The organism is Pseudodonghicola sp. (assembly GCF_048268305.1).
Taxonomy (GTDB): domain Bacteria; phylum Pseudomonadota; class Alphaproteobacteria; order Rhodobacterales; family Rhodobacteraceae; genus Pseudodonghicola.
The window spans coordinates 1-15,739 of the sequence record NZ_JBLWVT010000020.1 but is presented as its reverse complement, the minus strand read 5'-3'; the positions used below and the strand labels follow the sequence as shown (position 1 = coordinate 15,739).

The window sequence follows — 15,739 nt, the reverse complement described above, 5'->3', positions numbered from 1 at the left end:
CATCATTCCGATCGAGGATCGCAATACTGCTCCGTCGACTATCAGGCCAAGCTTCGAAAGCGCGGCATCCTGATCTCCCTCTTGGCGATTGCAGGCAATCGCCTGCCGGCAATGGATGAGCGGCAAGGGGAACTGCTACGACAACTCGATGGTCGAGACGTTCTTCAAGACCATCAACTCGGAGCTGATCTGGCCGGTCGCCTGGCAGCCCCGCCAGCAAGCCGAAAACGCCATCGCCAGAGACATCGACGGGTTCCATAACACCGTCAGGCGGCACTCATCGCTCGGCTTCCTGAGTCCCATCGCATTCGAGCGCAGGGCCCGCGTAGTGAGCTAAACGCTCTCCACTAAACCCGGGCAAGTCCACTCCACCGCTTCCAGCGATTGTCGAGGATCTTGGATGGCTCATAACCCCTCGGCGCATCTCGCCTGAGCAAGCCATTGCGATTTATAGAGATTATGCCACTCAGAACCCGCCGGTCATCGCCGTGCGGCCTGCCATGGCGCTTGGGGCGTGAGGCGGATCAGAAAACAGTCCGGGGGACTGTTTTCCCGACGAACGGCCTGAGCCGTGCCATCTGCGCGTCGGTCAGCCAGAAAAGATTGCTCATCGGTCAGTCTCCTTGCGGAGGCTGACTCATGTCAAAAAAGCAGGATCAATGGGACCCGACCCTAGAGACCGCTGCAGTGCGCAGGACCCAAAATCAGCCCTTTGCCCAGGACTCTGCCCCCTCCGGCATCAGCCCCCCATGACGGGCGAAGAAATCCGGATCGGCCGCGCGCAGGCGGGCATCGAAGCTCGCGCTGGTGAAATTCAGCGCCACGTCCGGGAAGGTGGCGCGGGTCAGCGCCTCGGCTGAAAACGGGGTCAGCCGCAGCAGACCATGGCGCGACAGGACCGCCAGCCCGGTCTCCGAAAGGCGCTGAACCGCATCGAACAGCGCCAGCCGTTCGGCCGGATCGGGATGATCGGCCATGAAGCGCACCGAATTGCGCCGGCCCTGGTGGTGGCCGTTGAAGTTCTGCATCTCGGCGAAGCGCAGCAGCTTGCAGGTCCAGTGCAAGGCGGTCCAGCCATCGAAATGCAGGATGCGGGTATTCTCGATGACCCGGAACGGCGGCAGCTTCGACGGTTTCGGCGCGAAGGCGCCCTTCTGCTGGCCACGCTGGCGGGCCAGATCGGGGGGCAGCACGTCATGCAGTCGCGGCACCAGCAAGCTGTCGCGCCGCAGGCCGATCTTGCCGCGGATATAGCCGGCAAAGCCGTTCAGCAGATATTGCGCGCCCGGGCCATAGGCCTGGCGGATCAGCGCCGCATCCGGGCTCTGTTCGCGGAAGATGCCGTCGAAGATGGTTTCGGCCCTGGCTTCCGCTTGGGGCCGCGGGTCTGCCGGAGGCAGCAGCCGTTCCATGTTGCGGATGCGCACCCAGTCGATATCATCGGGCACCATGGCCAGTTCGCGGCCCAGCGACAGCGCTGCGTCGGCCTCGCCGGCATGGGGCAGGGCGGGCACCAGGAATTCATCGGCGTCGATATGCACCATCCAGTCGCTGGAGCTGTGGCTGCGGGCATGGCGCAGGTTGGTGATCTGGCGCCTGACCAGCCCCGCCGGGCGCGGCATCTGATGGCTTTGCCAATAGGCCGCGTCGCAGAGCGTGACGATGACCCGCGGATGCGGGGCCAGCGCCGCCTCGACCTCCGGGTTGGGAGCATCGAGATAGACATGGATCGCCTGCGCATCGCTTTGCAGGTGATGGGCAATGCAGGGCAGCAGCGTTTCGGGGATGCCGTGCATTGTCGTGACAATCGACCAGCTTGCGTCTTGCATCGGGGTATCCTGGCTGTGAAAAAGGGGGAGGTGGCAGGGCCGGGGACGGATCTGGAAGCGGAGGGCGGCCCTGCCTACCTCCGCTCATGGCCCGGTCACGGGGCGCCTGCTCCGCCAGAAACCGCCCTGGATGCCGACGGGGCATCGCGCAGGGCGGCCAGATAGGCTGCGGTCTCGGGGCTGGCTTCGGGACCAAGCCGACCGGGCACGAGCTGGGCCAGCAGAATGCGCAGGGCCTCGGCCTCGGGCATGGGGCGGCACAGCGCCATCTCTTCCAGATCGGGGAAGAAGGCATCGCGGCCGCTGGTCTGCGACAGCCAGACATGGATCGGGCGGAAATGCGCCAGCAGCCGCGCCCGGGCCGCAGCCCCCAGGACTTCGATGTCGCGCGCCGGCGGCAGGGCCAGACCGGGGGCCAGCTGATCGACGACATGGGCGACTTCCTGCGCCAGCGGGCGGGGCAGATCGCGGTTGGCTTCACGCAGCAGCGCCACCACCGCCGGATGGCGGCTGACATTCATCTTGGGGGCGGGCAGCAGGGCTTTGGGAAAGCGGATGCCAGAATTCTTCAGAAAATCATTGACCGAACCGCCCTGCTGCAAGGTTTCGGCATAGGGCCGCAGAATCAGCTGAGTTTCGGGGATGAGCTCCAGCCAGGGAGCGATGACCCCGCGGTAATCGACATGCAGCCAGGTCAGGTTCAGGCCGTGTTCGGGATCCGACAGCGGGGCGGGGGCGTTGCCGAAACGCACCTGCTGGCCATGCCACGAGATCAGTTGCTCATCGGGGCGTCGCAGCGTGCACCACAGCGTGAACTCCTGCGCCGGGCGCAGGCCGTTCTGTCGCAGCCGGCTGATCTGGTCCGTCGCGACCTTGCCGAAATGCGACATCACCTCGGAACACAGCACGACATCGACGGGCGACGCGGCTTCAAGCTGGTTGCGCAGGCTGATCAGCATCTGCTTCGAATGCGGCAGCTCCTTGTGATAGGGCGGCACACGCCAATGTTTCTGCCCGTCGGTCAGCATTCGGAAGGCCAGCGCATTATGCGCCTCGCGCACGTTGATCGGCAGGATCTCGGCCTTGTCCGCTCCGCAGGCCGCCTTGGCCATCATCACCGCTGCGCCTTGGGATTCAACCCAAGGGTACAGGATACCGGCTTTCAGCAGCGACAGCGCATTCTGCGCCAGAAAGGCCTGAAGCGAGGTGGTGCCGGTCTTGTGGTGGCCGATATGGCAGACGGTTCTCATGCGGAGGCGCTTTTCCCTGCGGTGCCCGGTGGATTTTGGTTCATCCCGGCGCGGGAAGACGCGGTGTTTTTATCACATCGGTCTACCGTGTTGAAGCTGCAATTGAGCTGCAGCCGGTTTCGTGGACAGCGAGCTCAGCCAGGTGTTTGGCCCCACGATTTGATGATGCGATCCTTTTCGTTGGAATGGAAGGATGGCCTGTGGGAAAAATTCGTCACGGCCGCGCCACGGCCACGCATGCTGTCCGGGCCGCAATAATGAGGGCTGGCCCGCCATTGGTCCAAGGGCCGGCCCGAATGATCGCAAGCTTCGCTCGCGCAACTGAGCCGGGAACCTGGCATCCCCCTACAAGACGGTCGCAAAGTGGTGGAAGCGAGCGAGCGTCGAGAACGAGGATATGAAGAGCGGGCCGTCGGAGCCGCGCCCGATGGTCCTGTCCGAGGGCGAGGAAGCGGTGATCGCGGCGTTTGGGCGCCATACGACCTTGATGCTGTAACCGCCCCCCGACGGCATCTGTGTGCCAAGGTGGGTCTGCAACGATCCACAAAGGAGAGCGGTCATGTCAGAGATTATCACGGTCGGGATCGATCTGGCGAAGAATGTGTTTCAGGTTCACGGGGCCGAGGCTGCGGGCCGGGCGGTTCGTGTGCAAGCACCTGGAGCTCAACTCCCCCCAAGCGACGTAGAAGCATGTTGACGCGGCTGCTCGAAGTCGCGCCGGCCTACGGCAAAACCACGATCGATGCGGCCTGTGCCGAGGTTCTCCGGCGCGATCAGATCAATGCCGATGCGCTGCGGCAGATTCTTGACCGGGGCCCGAAAAAGCTTCCGCGCCCCGAACCGCACCAGGCCCCGCCACCGTCCGAAAACATCCGCGGTGCGGGCTATTATTCGGAGGACGACGATGCAGCATGAACATGTCGTTGCGCTTGCTCGTGAACTGTCTCTTGCAGGCTTTGCCGATACGCTCGACCGTCAGGCCAAGGATCCGTTCTTTGCGGACATGGCCTTTGTCGAAAGGCTCGCCGCGCTGCTGATCGCGGAGAAGGAACGGCGCGCGGCCAGCCGGCTGACGCGGATGCTGAACGAGGCGAAACTCCCGATAAAGGCGGCCCCGGAGGAGCTGATTGGCGACGAGGCACGGGGCTTCAAGACCGCCGTCATGCGCGAGCTGCTGAAATGCAGCTGGATCCCCTTTGCCTGGAACGTCCTTATCAGTGGCGAAACCGGGACCGGCAAAAGCTGGATCGCCTCCTGCATCGCCACGGCCGCCATTCGTGCCGGAGACAAGGCCCGCTATTACAAAGTCTCCGACCTGCTTTACAGCCTGTCGACGACGCTGGAAGACGGGGTTTACCTGCGCGAGCGCGAGAAGCTGTCGAAGTTCAGGCTCCTGATCCTCGACGATTTCGGGAGGGTTGCGATGAGCGAAACCGAGAAATCGATCCTGTTCGACATCATCGAAGACCGAAGCGGAACCCTGTCGACCATCATCGTCGGCCAGCGCCCCTATAACGACTGGCATGGCTTCATCGACAATCCGGTCATCGCAGACGCGATCCTCGACCGCCTGTCGCGCGACCGCCATCACATCAAGCTGCGCGGAGAGTCACTGCGCCGTCGCGAGGCCAGTTTCGACGGTTTGTAGCCCGCCCCCCTCCGGCGCCGAAGCAACCCGGCGCCGAAGACTAACGCAATCAGCTGCGGAAACCTGATGCAACGTGGTGCCGAAAGTCATGTGTGCGTGCAATGACCGAATTGCTCATGCCGGTGATCGTGGCGATGATCGTTGCGCCGGTATTCCTGAACCAGCGCAATCTGACAATGGATCTGCTGCTGTCGCGGATGGGCGATCGGGTGGTGATCGGGCTGATCTCTGCCGTGGCGGAGACCGGGTTTCTCGCGCTGGTATCGCGCCAGATCTATCTCAAGGCGGCCGACGCCTCGGAGTTTCACGAAACCACCAGCCTGTTGCTGGTGCCAACCGCGCCGTTCTGGTTTGCCGCCAGCCTGGCGATCGGCTTTGCCGGGATGGCACTGCTGTGACAGACGCTGTCACGCCTGGGCACGATCGTCCGCGCGCCCCGCGCCGCCGCGATCCGCGCTGTCGCTTGGCGCGGTGGCGCTGGTCTTCGCCGGATTGCTGTGTTGGGGCGGCTCTGCCGAGGTCAGTTCCGGCCGGCGGGCCGGTGCCGCCTTTCTCGCGCTCTATGTCCTGATCCTGGCCGGCCTGCCGATCAGCGTGGCGCTTTGTCTGACCGGTTTCGGCTTTCTCTACGTGGTGATCAGGTCGCGGCAGGCCCCGCGGGGCATCCGCTCGAACGTGGTAAGCCCCGGGCTGGTGCTGACGCCGCTCAGCGCGGCCTTCTACCAAGATCCCGAAGTGCGGCAGGCCCGCGAACGCCATGTGCCCCTGGGGCGGATCGGCGATCCGCAGGACATGGCGGATGTCGCGCTTTACTTCGCCAGCCCGCGCGCCGGCTATGTCACCGGACAGGAGATCATCGTCGATGGCGGGCTGTCCCAGACGCTGATGGCGAATGTGCCGCGTCCGGGGTACGCGTCCTGACCCCGGTCAGGACGCAGCCCCGACATCACGCGGCGGCCAGACGCGGGCCGGCCTTCATCACCTGCCCCGGCAGCTCATGGCCCAGGATCTCTTGCATCCGCTGCGCCAGGGCGATCAGCCGCGGCAGGTCGATGCCGGTCTGCAACCCCATTTCAGCGGCCAGATAGACCAGATCTTCGGTGCAGATATTGCCGGTTGCGCCCTTGGCGAAGGGACAGCCGCCCAACCCGCCAAGCGCGGCTTCATACCGCGTGATCCCGGCATCGAGCCCCGCGATCACATTGACCAGCCCGATGCCCCGGGTGTTGTGGAAATGCAGCGTCAGCTCGACCTCGGGGAACCAATCCGCCAGTTTCGCGCAAAGCCGGCGCACGATCGGCGGCGTCGCCATGCCGGTGGTGTCGCCCAGCGTGACCGCCCGCACCCCCTGCGCCGCGAAGCCCTCGATCACCCGCGCCACCTCCTCGGGCGAGACATCGCCCTGCCAGGGGCAACCGAAGGCGGTCGAGACCGCCGCGCGCAGGCCGCGCCCGCTGCCGGCCACCGCCTGCGCCACCGGAGCGATGTTTTCCAGCGACTCGGCGACACTGCGGTTGACGTTGCGACGGTTGTGCGCCTCCGAGGCGGAGATGAACATCACCAGCTCGTCCACCCCGGCCGCAAGCGCGCGCTCGGCGCCGCGCGGATTGGGCACCAGCGCGGCCAGAGTCGCCCCGCGCTTGCGCAGCGCAGCGATCACCTCGGCCGCGTCGGCCAACTGCGGCACCGCCTTGGGCGACACGAAAGAAGTCGCCTCGATCCGCCGCAACCCGGCCGCGATCAGGCCAAGGCCGATTTCGATCTTCTGCTCGGTGGGCACGAAATCGGGCTCCATCTGCAGCCCGTCGCGCATCCCCACCTCGGTGATCGTAAGGTCCGTCATTGGGTCTCCTCCCCCTTCGGATGGTCAGGCGCCAGTGAAGCGCGGCGCCCGTTTTTCGTTGAAGGCCAGCACCCCCTCGCGCCGGTCGGCGGTGGGCACGGTGCGGTTATAGGCCTCGATCTCGATGGCGAGGCCGGTCTTCAGATCGGTCTCCACCCCCATGGTCATGGCACGCTTGGCCTGGCGCACCGCGACCGGCCCGTTGGCGGCGATGCGCCGGGCCAGATCCAGCACCCCCGGCATCAGCCCCTCGGCCGGCCAGACCCGGTTGACCATCCCCCAGTCCGCCGCCTCGGCGGCGCTGAAGGGGGTGGTGGCGAAAATCAGCTCCTTGGCGCGGCGCAGCCCGACCGCGCGCGGCAGGTTCTGGGTGCCGCCGGCGCCGGGGATGATGCCCAGCTTGGGTTCGGTCAGGGCGAAACGCGCGCCTTCGGCCGCATGGATGAAATCGCAGGCCAGCGCCATTTCGGTGCCGCCGCCATAGGCTGCGCCATTCACCGCCGCGATCACCGGCACCGGGCAATCCATCAGCGTATAGAAGGCCTGTTCGAAGATCACATGCTGGCGCTGCCAGTCGGCATCGGACATGCCGTTGCGTTCGCGCAGATCGCCGCCGGCGCAAAAGGCCCTGTCCCCGGCCCCGGTCAGCACCAGACAGCGCAGATCGCCCGGATCCATCAGCACGCCGCGGAACAGGTCCAGCAGATCGCGCCCCATCTGGGTGTTCAGCGCATTGGCCGCGGCCGGGCGGTTCAGGGTGACGACGGCAATGCCGCCCTCCAGATCCTCGCGGATCAGCGTCTCGTACTGGGCCATGGGCCTCCTCCTTTCAGGTTTCGCGCTCCAGCAGGATGGTCTGGTGGAAACGGTCGCCGGGGTGGAACGACAGCGTGATCTCGAACAGCTCGCCCCTGTCCGACCAATAGCGGCGCCGTTCCATCAGCGCCGGCGCGCCCGGCTCGCAAGACAGTTCCGCCGCCAGATCCGCCGGCATCGCCACCGCCATGATCCGGCGTTCGACCCGGGCGATGGAGAATCCGAATTGTTCGGATGTTTTCTGATAGATCGCCCGGGAGACACCGCCAATACTGTCGCGCACCGCAATATAGGGCTCGGCGATATAGATGTCGGTCCAAGCGACCGGCAGTTCGTCATTCTGAGTGTGGCGCAGACCAGCCAGGCGCAACCAGCGGCTGCCCTTCTCGGCACCCAGGGTCTCGGCCAGCTTGTCGCGCAGCGTCAACACCCCTTCCTGCTTCTTGTCGAAGATGGTGACGCGAGCGTATTCCGTAAGATCGTCTATTGAATCAATGCGATAGCTATAGGTCTCAGGCGGTGTTCCGGCCAGGACGACCGTTCCCGCCCCGGCCTGGCGCGACAGCAGCCCCGCCTCTTGCAACAGCCGCAGCGCCTCGCGCACGGTATGGCGGCCCAGGCCGTGGCGGGCGCAAAGCTCCTGCTCGGTCGGAAACCGGCTTCCCACGGGATAGACCCCCGCCGCCAGATCGGCGGCAAGACGGTCGTGCAGCTCCTGATAGAGCGGTGGTTTGGTGCGGCGCGTTTTGCTCATGGTCCCGATCCTAATTGTTCGGATAATATTCTGGCAAGGTGGAATCCACCGTTGACAGCCAAACCGAATCTCATTCATTGTCCGGACAAATAGGTGACGTAGGAGGAACGTCACCCGGCGCCATCCGCTTGTGCCGGACCTATTCGAACATCTTGCCGGGAGGGGGCAATGGATTTCATCGCGCGTCTTTGTGATATGATCGCGGCACCGCGTCCGCTGAGCACGACCGAGCGGGAGGCGGCTCTGACCTCGTTCGAGGATACGCTCGCCGTCACCTATGCCGGCTGGGGCGAACCCTCGGCCCTGGCGGCGCGCCGGGTCTTTGCCGGCGAGGCGGCGCCCCTGTTCGACGGGGGCGGGGCGCAAAGCCCCGAACATGCCGCGCTGATCCATGGCATCGCCGGCCATGCGCTGGATTTCGACGACGTGCACCTGACCTCGGTCACCCATCCCAGCGTGGTGCTGGTGCCTGCGCTGATGGCCCTGACCGAGGCGCGCCCGGGGCTCGTCCCGCGTCTGATCGACGCCTATGCGGTCGGGCTCGGCACCAATATCGCCCTAGGCGAGGCGCTCGGTTTCGGCCATTACGACCGCGGCTGGCACGCGACATCGACGATCGGGCCGATTGCCGGGGCGGCGGCGCTGGCGCATCTGCTGGGCCTTGCCGGCACCGCCGCACGCAGCGCGCTGGCGCTGGCCGCCGCCCAGTCCGGCGGGTTCCAGCGCAACTTCGGCACCCAGGCGAAACATGTGCAGGCCGGACAGGCCGCCGCCGCCGCGCTGCGCGCCGCGCTCCTGGCCGAGGCCGGGATCGGCGGCAGCCCCGACATCTTCGGCCCGCGCGGCTTTTTCGACCTTTACGGCGGCGCCCCCCCGGGCAGGACGACCGACCGGATCGCCGTGGTCCCCGACACGCTGTCGGTGTCGCGCAAGCTGTTTCCCTGCTGTTATCTGACCCACCGGATGATCGCCGCCGCGCTGGAGGCCAGCAGCACCCTGTCCGACGATCTGCCCGCCGATGCCCGCGTCACCGTCTGGGTGCCCTATGGCGGCATGCGGCCCTTGCATGTGACCGATCCGCAGACCGGGGCGCAGGCGAAATTCTGCGCCGCCTATTGCGTCGCCGCCGCGCTCGCCCAGGGCCGCGTCGGCTTGCCCGATTTCGCGGATGACGCCGTTCACCGGCCCGACCTGCGCCGGATCATGGCACAGGTGGAAACCGCCGAGGACCCGCTGGAGGGCGAGATGCCGGTGGGGATCGACCACGGCAGCGTACGGCTGCACATCACCCGTGCCGGCCGTATCCTGGCCGAGGCCGAGGTGCGCCATTACCCCGGCGCCCCGGATGCCCCCGCCGCCCCCGAGGCCTTTGCGGCGAAGATCGCCGACTGCCTTGCCATCTGGCAGCGCGAAACCGGGCAGTCGCTGACCCCCGCAACCTTCCGCAGCGACCTGCGCGCCCGCATCGGCGCCGCCGCACGCGCCTGAAACGGACCCTGAAATCGGAACGAAATGAGATGACCCAGACAGATGTGATGCCCGTATCCGTGGAAATCGGCGTGGATTATCCGGAGATCCGCGATGCCGTGCGCAAGGTCTGCGCCCCCTTCGACGGCGCCTATTGGCAAAAGCTGGAGGAAACCGACAGCTATCCCAGCGAATTCGTCGAGGCGCTGACCTCAAGCGGCTTTCTCGCGGTGCTGATCCCCGAGGCCTATGGCGGCTCGGGCCTGCCGCTGCGGGCCGCTTCGGTGATCCTGGAGGAAATCCACGCCACAGGCTGCAATGCCGGAGCCTGCCATGCGCAGATGTACATCATGGGCACCCTGCTGCGGCACGGGTCAGAGGCGCAGAAACAGCAGTATCTGCCGGCCATCGCCAGCGGCGAGCTGCGGCTGCAGGCCTTTGGCGTGACCGAGCCCACCAGCGGATCGGACACCACCCAGCTGCGCACCCGAGCGGTGCGCGACGGCGACGACTATGTCGTCAACGGCCAGAAGGTCTGGACCAGCCGGGCGCTTTATTCCGACCTGATGCTGCTGCTGGCGCGCACCACGCCGGCCGATCAGGTGGCGCGCAAGACCGATGGGTTGTCGGTGTTCCTGGTCGACATGCGCGCGGCGCGCGGCAACGGGCTGGAGATCCGGCCGATCAAGGCGATGGTGAACCACAACACCACCGAGATCTATTTCGACAACCTGCGCATCCCGGCCTCCAGCCTGATCGGGGAAGAGGGCAAGGGGTTCAAGTACATCCTCGACGGGATGAACGCGGAACGCACGCTGGTGGCCTCGGAATGCCTGGGCGACGCGCGCTGGTTCATCGACACCGCGACCCGCTATGCCAGCGAACGCGTGGTCTTCGGCAAGCCCATCGGCGCCAACCAGGGGGTGCAGTTCCCGATCGCCCGCGCCTATGCCGAGATGCGCGCGGCCGAACTGGTGCTGCGCCGGGCCTGCGCGCTGTTCGATGCCGGCCAGCCCTGCGGCGAGGATGCCAATATGGCCAAGCTGCTGCTGTCCGAGGCCAGTTGGCACGCGGGCGAGGCCTGCCTGCAGACCCATGGCGGCTTTGGCTACGCCTGCGAATACAACGTGGAACGCAAGTGGCGCGAAACCCGGCTTTATCAGATCGCACCGATCTCCTCGAACCTGATCCTGGCCTATCTGGGCCAGCACGTTCTGGGCATGCCGCGGTCCTATTGACGCGATACCGCCGCGCGCCGCTCTGCCCCGGCGCGCATCCGGACCGCACCCCGCGGAGGAGGAGGAGGGCAGAAAGGGAGGAAAGACCATGACCAAGACCACACAGACCCGGCGCGGGTTCCTTGCGCTGTCGACCGCGACCCTGGGCGCCATGGCGGCGCCGTCGCTGGTCCGGGCGCAGAGCGAACAGATCATCAAGATCGCCTATAACCTGCCGGAGCATCACGCCACCGGCACCTATTTCGAAACCTTGGCGAAAGAGATCGCGGCGCGTACCGCCGACACCTCGATCAAGCTGGTGCCGCAGACCTTCCCGGACGGGCAGCTTTATAACGACACCCAGTTGCCGGACGCGATTTCCACCGGCGCCACCCATATCGGCCAGGTCAACCTGGGCTTTATGGCCGGGCGCGATGCGGAACTGCTACGGGTCTGGGCGATGCCCTTCCTCTATGAGACCTGGGAGGCCGAATGGGCCGCCGAGGACAGCCCGGCGCTGCGCGACAGCTTCGCCACCCAACTGGCGAAATACGATCATGAAATGTTGGGCTGGATGGCCTATGGCACGGTCGAGATCTACAGCAACGCGCCGGTGCGGATGCCGGCGGACATGCGCGGGCTCAAGATGCGCTCCTTCGGTCTCGATGCGACGCAGCTGCTCAGCACGCTGGGTGCCTCGCCGGTGACGATGAGCTCGCAGGAAATCTATCAGGCGATGCAGCGCGGCACCATCGACGGCTGCCTGACCGGCCCGTCCTCGGTGCTTAGCCGCAAGCTGTTCGAAGTGACGAAATACGGCACCAACGCCGCGATGATGCGGCTGCCCTTCGTCGCCTCGGCCTCGAAGATGTGGTGGGACACGCTGCCCGACGACGTGAAGGCCGCGGTGCAGCAGGCGGCGATGGTGGCGCAGAAAGCCTCGCGCGATCAGGGCAAGGCCGATAGCGAAAAGGTCGCCGACCGGCTGCGTCAGGCCGGTGTCGAGATCGCCGACATGACGCCCGAGGAACGCCGGGCCTGGACCGAGGCGGCCTCCCCCCTGCTTGCGGATTACAAGGCCAAGACCGGCGAGGCCGGCGCCCGGATCCTCGCGGCGGTAGCCGCCGCCAACGCCGCCCATCCGGCAAGCTGAGGCGGCAGGAGACCGCGCCGCTCTTCCCCGTCGTGCCCGGCACGGCTCTGACCTGATGCCCGTCTTCCCGGCCGGTGCCCTGGCGCCGGCTGGTCCCTCCTGCTCCAACCTTTCAAGAAGAGGGCCCCATGTTTCGAGTGTCGCACGCGCTGACCCTGGTTCAGAACGCCGTCCTGGCGCTGTCTGCCCTGGCGCTGTTCGCCTTGCCGCTGATCACCGCCTATGACGTGGCGCTGCGCTATCTCTTCCATGCGCCCACCATCTGGGCCACCGAGATTTCGATCTATCTGCTGCAATTCGCGGTCTTCATGACCCCCGGCGCCCTGCTGGCCGGCGGCAATCACCTGCGGGTGACCTTCTGGATCGAGACCCGCACCGGCCTGACCCGCCGCATCGCCGAGACCGTCACCGCCCTGGCGGTGCTGCCCTATGCCGCGATCCTGATCTGGTTCGGAACCTCCTATGCGCTGCGCGCCTTCGATCGCGGCATGCTCTCCCCCACCCTGCTGCAGGTGCCGCTGTGGATCGTCTATGCGCTGATCCCCCTGGGCGGTGCCCTTCTGGTGCTGGGGGTGCTGCTGCGCGGCCTGACGATCTGGACCGACCAAATGAAACCGGAGGCCCGCGCATGATTTCCAGCACCATCATCCTCATCCTGCTGGGCGTTCTGCTGGTCTGCCTGCTGGCCGGCGTACCGATCGCCTTTTCCCTGGGCCTCGCCGGGGCGGCAACCATCGCGGCGGCCTCTGGCCTCCCGTTCCTGGTGCAGATTCCCTTGACGCTGCAGCGGGCGCTGGCCGATCCGGTCATCCTGGCCGTGCCGATGTACATCCTGATGGGCGAGATCCTCTATCGCGGCAAGGTCGGCCAACAGCTGTTCGACGTCGCCAACGCCTGGGTCGGCCGGTTTCGCGGCGGCACCGGCGTTTCGGCGGTGACGGCCTTCACCTTCTTCGCCGCCATCGTCGGCTCCTCCATGGCCTCGGTCCTCACCATCGGCCGCATCGCCATCCCCGAGATGGAAAAGGCCGGCTATCCCAAGCGGCTGAGCTATGGGCTCTCGGTGGTTGGCGGTTCGCTCGGCATCCTGATCCCGCCCTCGATCCCGCTCATCATCTACGCCTCGCTCGCCTCGGTGTCGCCGGCGCAACTGTTCCTGGCGGGGCTGCTGCCGGGCCTGCTGGTCGCCGCCCTGCTGTCGATCTGGGCGATGCTGGCGGCACCGCGCCCCCGGGACGTCGACGCCACCGCATGGTCGGGCCGCCATGCGCTGCGGGTCACCCTGCGGGCACTGCCCGATCTGGCGCTGCCGGTGGTGGTGCTGGGCGGCATCTATCTGGGTATCTACACCCCCACCGAGGCCGCCGGCATCGGCGTGGTGCTAGCGCTGCTCTTGACCGTCGTGCTGCGCCGCAGCCTCAGCCTTGGCGATCTGCCCGAGGTGATGATCAGCGCCACCCGCCATTCCGCCAGCCTTCTGGCGATCGTGGTCGGCGCGCTGGTGCTGGGATCGGCGCTGACCCTGATCGGCCTGCCGCAGTTCCTGGCAAAACAGGTGATGGAGGCCGGCGTCGCCCCCTGGGTCGTGCTGCTGATCATGAACCTGGTCTGGGTGATCCTGGGCTGTTTCCTCGAGGTGATCTCGATCATCCTGATCACCGTGCCGGTCTTCGTGCCGGTGGCCGCCGCGCTCGGCTTCGATCCACTGTGGTTCGGCATCCTGATGGTGATCAACATGGAACTGGCGGTGATCACCCCGCCGCTCGGCATGAACCTTTTCGCGCTGAAGGCCATCCTGCCGGAGGAGCGGATCGAGACCATCATCCGCGCCGCCCTGCCCTCGCTCGCCATCGTGCTGACCGTTCTGGCGCTGGTTTGGCTCTTTCCCGACATCGCGCTGGTGCTGACCCGGCTCTGACCCCATCCAAGACCAACAGAGGAGTTGCGCATGTCCGATGCCCCTGCCCTGCCCCGACCCGACCAGCCGCTGCGCGGCATCCGGGTGATCGAGATCGGCCATTCCGTCGCCGCCCCCTTCTGCGGCCAGGTGCTGGCCGACCTCGGCGCCGAGGTGATCAAGATCGAGAACCCCGAGGGCGGCGACGACGCCCGCCACTGGGGCCCGCCCTTTGTCGGCGGCACGGCGGCGACCTTTCACAGCCTCAACCGCAACAAGCGCACGATGGCGGTCGACCTCAAGGACGAGGAGAAGCGCGCCGCGCTCGAGGCGCTGATCGGCGACAGCGACGTACTGGTGCAGAACATGCGCCCCGGGCTGATGGAGCGCTACGGGCTGGGGGCGGACGCGCTTTGCGCCAAGTTTCCCCGGCTGATCTGCTGCAATCTGGGCGCCTATGGCGATGTCGGTCCGCTGCGGCGCCACACCGGTTACGACCCGCTGATGCAGGCGTTTTCCGGCATCATGTCGGTGACCGGCGAAGCCGGCCGGCCGCCGGTGCGGGTGGGTCCTTCGATCATCGACCAGGGCACCGGCATGTGGTGCGTGATCGGCATCCTCTCGGCGCTGATGGGCCGGGCGGCCAGCGGCCGCGGCTGCCGCGTCGACACCTCGCTGTTCGAAACCGGGCTGAGCTGGATGACGGTGCCGATCGGCAATGCCGTGGCCTCGGGCAAGGAGCCGGGCAAGAGCGGCTCGGAAACCCCGATGCTCGCCCCCTATCGCGCCTTCATGGCCGAAGACCGCCATATCGTCATCGCCGCCGGCAACAACAACCTGTTCCGCCGGCTGGTCGAGACGCTGGGCCATCCCGAATGGGCCGACGACCCGCGCTTTGCCCTGAACGCCGACCGCGTCGCCAACCGCGAGACGCTCAACGCGATGATCGAGGCAGTGGTGCAGACGCGCCCCTCGACCCATTGGACCCAGGCGCTCGATGCCGTCGGCGTGCCCTGCGCCCCGGTCAACCGGGTGAGCGAGGTGCTGGCCCATCCGCAGACCGAGGCCTTGGGGATGATCCTGCCCGCCGGCGATCCGCATCTGGGGCTGGTGGCCACACCGCTGCGCTTCGATGGTATCCGCCCGTCACTGCGCAGCCTGGCCCCCGCGCGGGAGAAGATCGACAGCGGGGCCTGATCACCCCCGCCACATTCCAACATGGAAAAACGCCCGGTCTTGCGACCGGGCGTTTTCAGTCCTGCGGTCCACCCGCGGTCAGATGTGCAGCGCGTGGCCCAAAGCGCGCAGGCAGGCCTCGTGCAGTGCCTCGCCTCGGGTCGGATGGGCGTGGATGGTGCCGGTGACATCGCCGATCAGCGCGCCGCTTTCCAGCGCCAGCGCGAAGCCCGCCGCCAGTTCCGACACCCCGGCGCCAACCGCCTGAATGCCCAGGATCTCCTGCGTGTCGGCGCGGGCGGTCACCCGGACAAAGCCATCCTCGCGGCCCGCCGTCATCGCCCGCCCATTGGCGGCAAAGGGGAAGAGGCCGGTGATGGTCTCTTGCCCCGTGGCCTGCGCCTGCTCGGGCAGCAACCCGACAGTGACGATCTCGGGATCGGTGAAACAGACCGCCGGGATCGCCCGGTGATCCCAGGCGCGGCGCGCGCCGGCGATCAATTCGGCCACCATCTCGCCCTGCGCCATGGCGCGATGGGCCAGCATCGGCTCGCCGGTCACATCGCCGATGGCATAGACCCCGCGCATCGAAGTGCGGCAATGGTCGTCGATCCGAATGAACGGCCCCTGCCTGTCGAGGCGAAGCTCGGCCACGCCCGCCGCCTCGCTGCGCGGGCGGCGGCCGATGG

16 protein-coding genes and 3 pseudogenes are annotated in these 15,739 nt (G+C 66.7%); 12 read left to right on the top strand and 7 right to left on the bottom strand.

The window, feature by feature from the left end; translation table 11 throughout:
• Positions 1-337 (top strand): annotated as a pseudogene (locus ACN0V4_RS20870) (transposase); the annotation flags it as partial.
• 28 nt (positions 338-365) lie between these two features.
• Here the strand turns inward: ACN0V4_RS20870 and ACN0V4_RS20865 are convergent.
• From ACN0V4_RS20865 to ACN0V4_RS20855, 3 genes and pseudogenes are all read right to left on the bottom strand, one after another.
• A pseudogene (locus tag ACN0V4_RS20865) lies at positions 366-611 on the bottom strand (transposase); the annotation flags it as partial.
• A 93-nt stretch (positions 612-704) separates the two neighbouring features.
• On the bottom strand, positions 705-1,829 hold the full coding sequence (locus ACN0V4_RS20860; protein WP_417679740.1) for a glycosyltransferase family 2 protein: 1,125 nt from the start codon (positions 1,827-1,829) through the stop codon (positions 705-707).
• A 95-nt stretch (positions 1,830-1,924) separates the two neighbouring features.
• Positions 1,925-3,079: a hypothetical protein gene (locus tag ACN0V4_RS20855; RefSeq protein ID WP_417679738.1), complete on the bottom strand. Its 1,155-nt coding sequence runs from the start codon at positions 3,077-3,079 to the stop codon at positions 1,925-1,927.
• 559 nt (positions 3,080-3,638) lie between these two features.
• Here ACN0V4_RS20855 and ACN0V4_RS20850 point away from each other — a divergent pair.
• The 5 genes and pseudogenes from ACN0V4_RS20850 to ACN0V4_RS20830 form a co-directional block, all read left to right on the top strand.
• Positions 3,639-3,773: pseudogene (locus ACN0V4_RS20850) on the top strand (IS110 family transposase); the annotation flags it as partial.
• Complete coding sequence (locus tag ACN0V4_RS20845; RefSeq protein WP_417679737.1) at positions 3,770-3,994, top strand: hypothetical protein; 225 nt, start codon at positions 3,770-3,772, stop codon at positions 3,992-3,994. The pseudogene ACN0V4_RS20850 and the gene ACN0V4_RS20845, both read left to right, overlap by 4 nt.
• A complete protein-coding gene (locus tag ACN0V4_RS20840; RefSeq protein ID WP_417679735.1) occupies positions 3,984-4,727 on the top strand; it encodes an ATP-binding protein in 744 nt (247 codons plus the stop codon). The genes ACN0V4_RS20845 and ACN0V4_RS20840 overlap by 11 nt, the downstream gene beginning before the upstream one ends.
• 101 nt (positions 4,728-4,828) lie before the next feature.
• A complete protein-coding gene (locus ACN0V4_RS20835) occupies positions 4,829-5,125 on the top strand; it encodes a hypothetical protein (RefSeq protein WP_417679733.1) in 297 nt (98 codons plus the stop codon).
• A gap of 73 nt (positions 5,126-5,198) precedes the next feature.
• On the top strand, positions 5,199-5,648 hold the full coding sequence (locus ACN0V4_RS20830) for an SDR family NAD(P)-dependent oxidoreductase (protein WP_417679731.1): 450 nt from the start codon (positions 5,199-5,201) through the stop codon (positions 5,646-5,648).
• 25 nt (positions 5,649-5,673) lie between these two features.
• Here ACN0V4_RS20830 and ACN0V4_RS20825 read toward each other — a convergent pair whose 3' ends face one another.
• From ACN0V4_RS20825 to ACN0V4_RS20815, 3 genes are read right to left on the bottom strand one after another with little or no spacing between them, the layout of a single operon-like run.
• Entirely contained in the window at positions 5,674-6,570 is an 897-nt protein-coding gene (locus ACN0V4_RS20825; protein ID WP_417679729.1) for a hydroxymethylglutaryl-CoA lyase, read from the bottom strand.
• Between the two features lie 24 nt (positions 6,571-6,594).
• Positions 6,595-7,386 (bottom strand): enoyl-CoA hydratase-related protein, encoded by a 792-nt coding sequence (locus ACN0V4_RS20820; RefSeq protein WP_417679727.1) that lies wholly within the window; start codon positions 7,384-7,386, stop codon positions 6,595-6,597.
• 13 nt (positions 7,387-7,399) lie between these two features.
• Positions 7,400-8,140 carry a GntR family transcriptional regulator gene (locus tag ACN0V4_RS20815; RefSeq protein WP_417679725.1) on the bottom strand — a complete coding sequence of 247 codons (741 nt, stop codon included), beginning with the start codon at positions 8,138-8,140 and terminating at the stop codon, positions 7,400-7,402.
• A 168-nt stretch (positions 8,141-8,308) separates the two neighbouring features.
• Between ACN0V4_RS20815 and ACN0V4_RS20810 the strand changes: the two genes are divergently transcribed.
• The 6 genes from ACN0V4_RS20810 to ACN0V4_RS20785 all read left to right on the top strand — a co-directional run bounded on the left by ACN0V4_RS20810 (position 8,309) and on the right by ACN0V4_RS20785 (position 15,071).
• Positions 8,309-9,628 carry an MmgE/PrpD family protein gene (locus tag ACN0V4_RS20810; protein ID WP_417679723.1) on the top strand — a complete coding sequence of 440 codons (1,320 nt, stop codon included), beginning with the start codon at positions 8,309-8,311 and terminating at the stop codon, positions 9,626-9,628.
• Positions 9,629-9,657: 29 nt separating this feature from the next.
• Positions 9,658-10,845, top strand: a complete 1,188-nt coding sequence (locus ACN0V4_RS20805) for an acyl-CoA dehydrogenase family protein (protein ID WP_417679721.1) — start codon at positions 9,658-9,660, stop codon at positions 10,843-10,845.
• An 88-nt stretch (positions 10,846-10,933) separates the two neighbouring features.
• Positions 10,934-11,977 carry a TRAP transporter substrate-binding protein gene (locus ACN0V4_RS20800; protein ID WP_417679719.1) on the top strand — a complete coding sequence of 348 codons (1,044 nt, stop codon included), beginning with the start codon at positions 10,934-10,936 and terminating at the stop codon, positions 11,975-11,977.
• Positions 11,978-12,105: 128 nt separating this feature from the next.
• Positions 12,106-12,609 carry a TRAP transporter small permease subunit gene (locus ACN0V4_RS20795; protein WP_417679717.1) on the top strand — a complete coding sequence of 168 codons (504 nt, stop codon included), beginning with the start codon at positions 12,106-12,108 and terminating at the stop codon, positions 12,607-12,609.
• Positions 12,606-13,895 (top strand): TRAP transporter large permease, encoded by a 1,290-nt coding sequence (locus tag ACN0V4_RS20790; RefSeq protein ID WP_417679715.1) that lies wholly within the window; start codon positions 12,606-12,608, stop codon positions 13,893-13,895. The genes ACN0V4_RS20795 and ACN0V4_RS20790 overlap by 4 nt, the downstream gene beginning before the upstream one ends.
• A 30-nt stretch (positions 13,896-13,925) precedes the next feature.
• Positions 13,926-15,071, top strand: coding sequence for a CaiB/BaiF CoA transferase family protein (locus tag ACN0V4_RS20785; RefSeq protein WP_417679713.1), 1,146 nt, complete (start codon positions 13,926-13,928; stop codon positions 15,069-15,071).
• 78 nt (positions 15,072-15,149) lie between these two features.
• On the opposite strand, the gene ACN0V4_RS20780 is transcribed toward ACN0V4_RS20785, so the two are convergent.
• Positions 15,150-15,739 (bottom strand): FAD-dependent oxidoreductase (locus ACN0V4_RS20780; protein ID WP_417679711.1); only part of this gene is annotated, 590 nt, incomplete at its 5' end.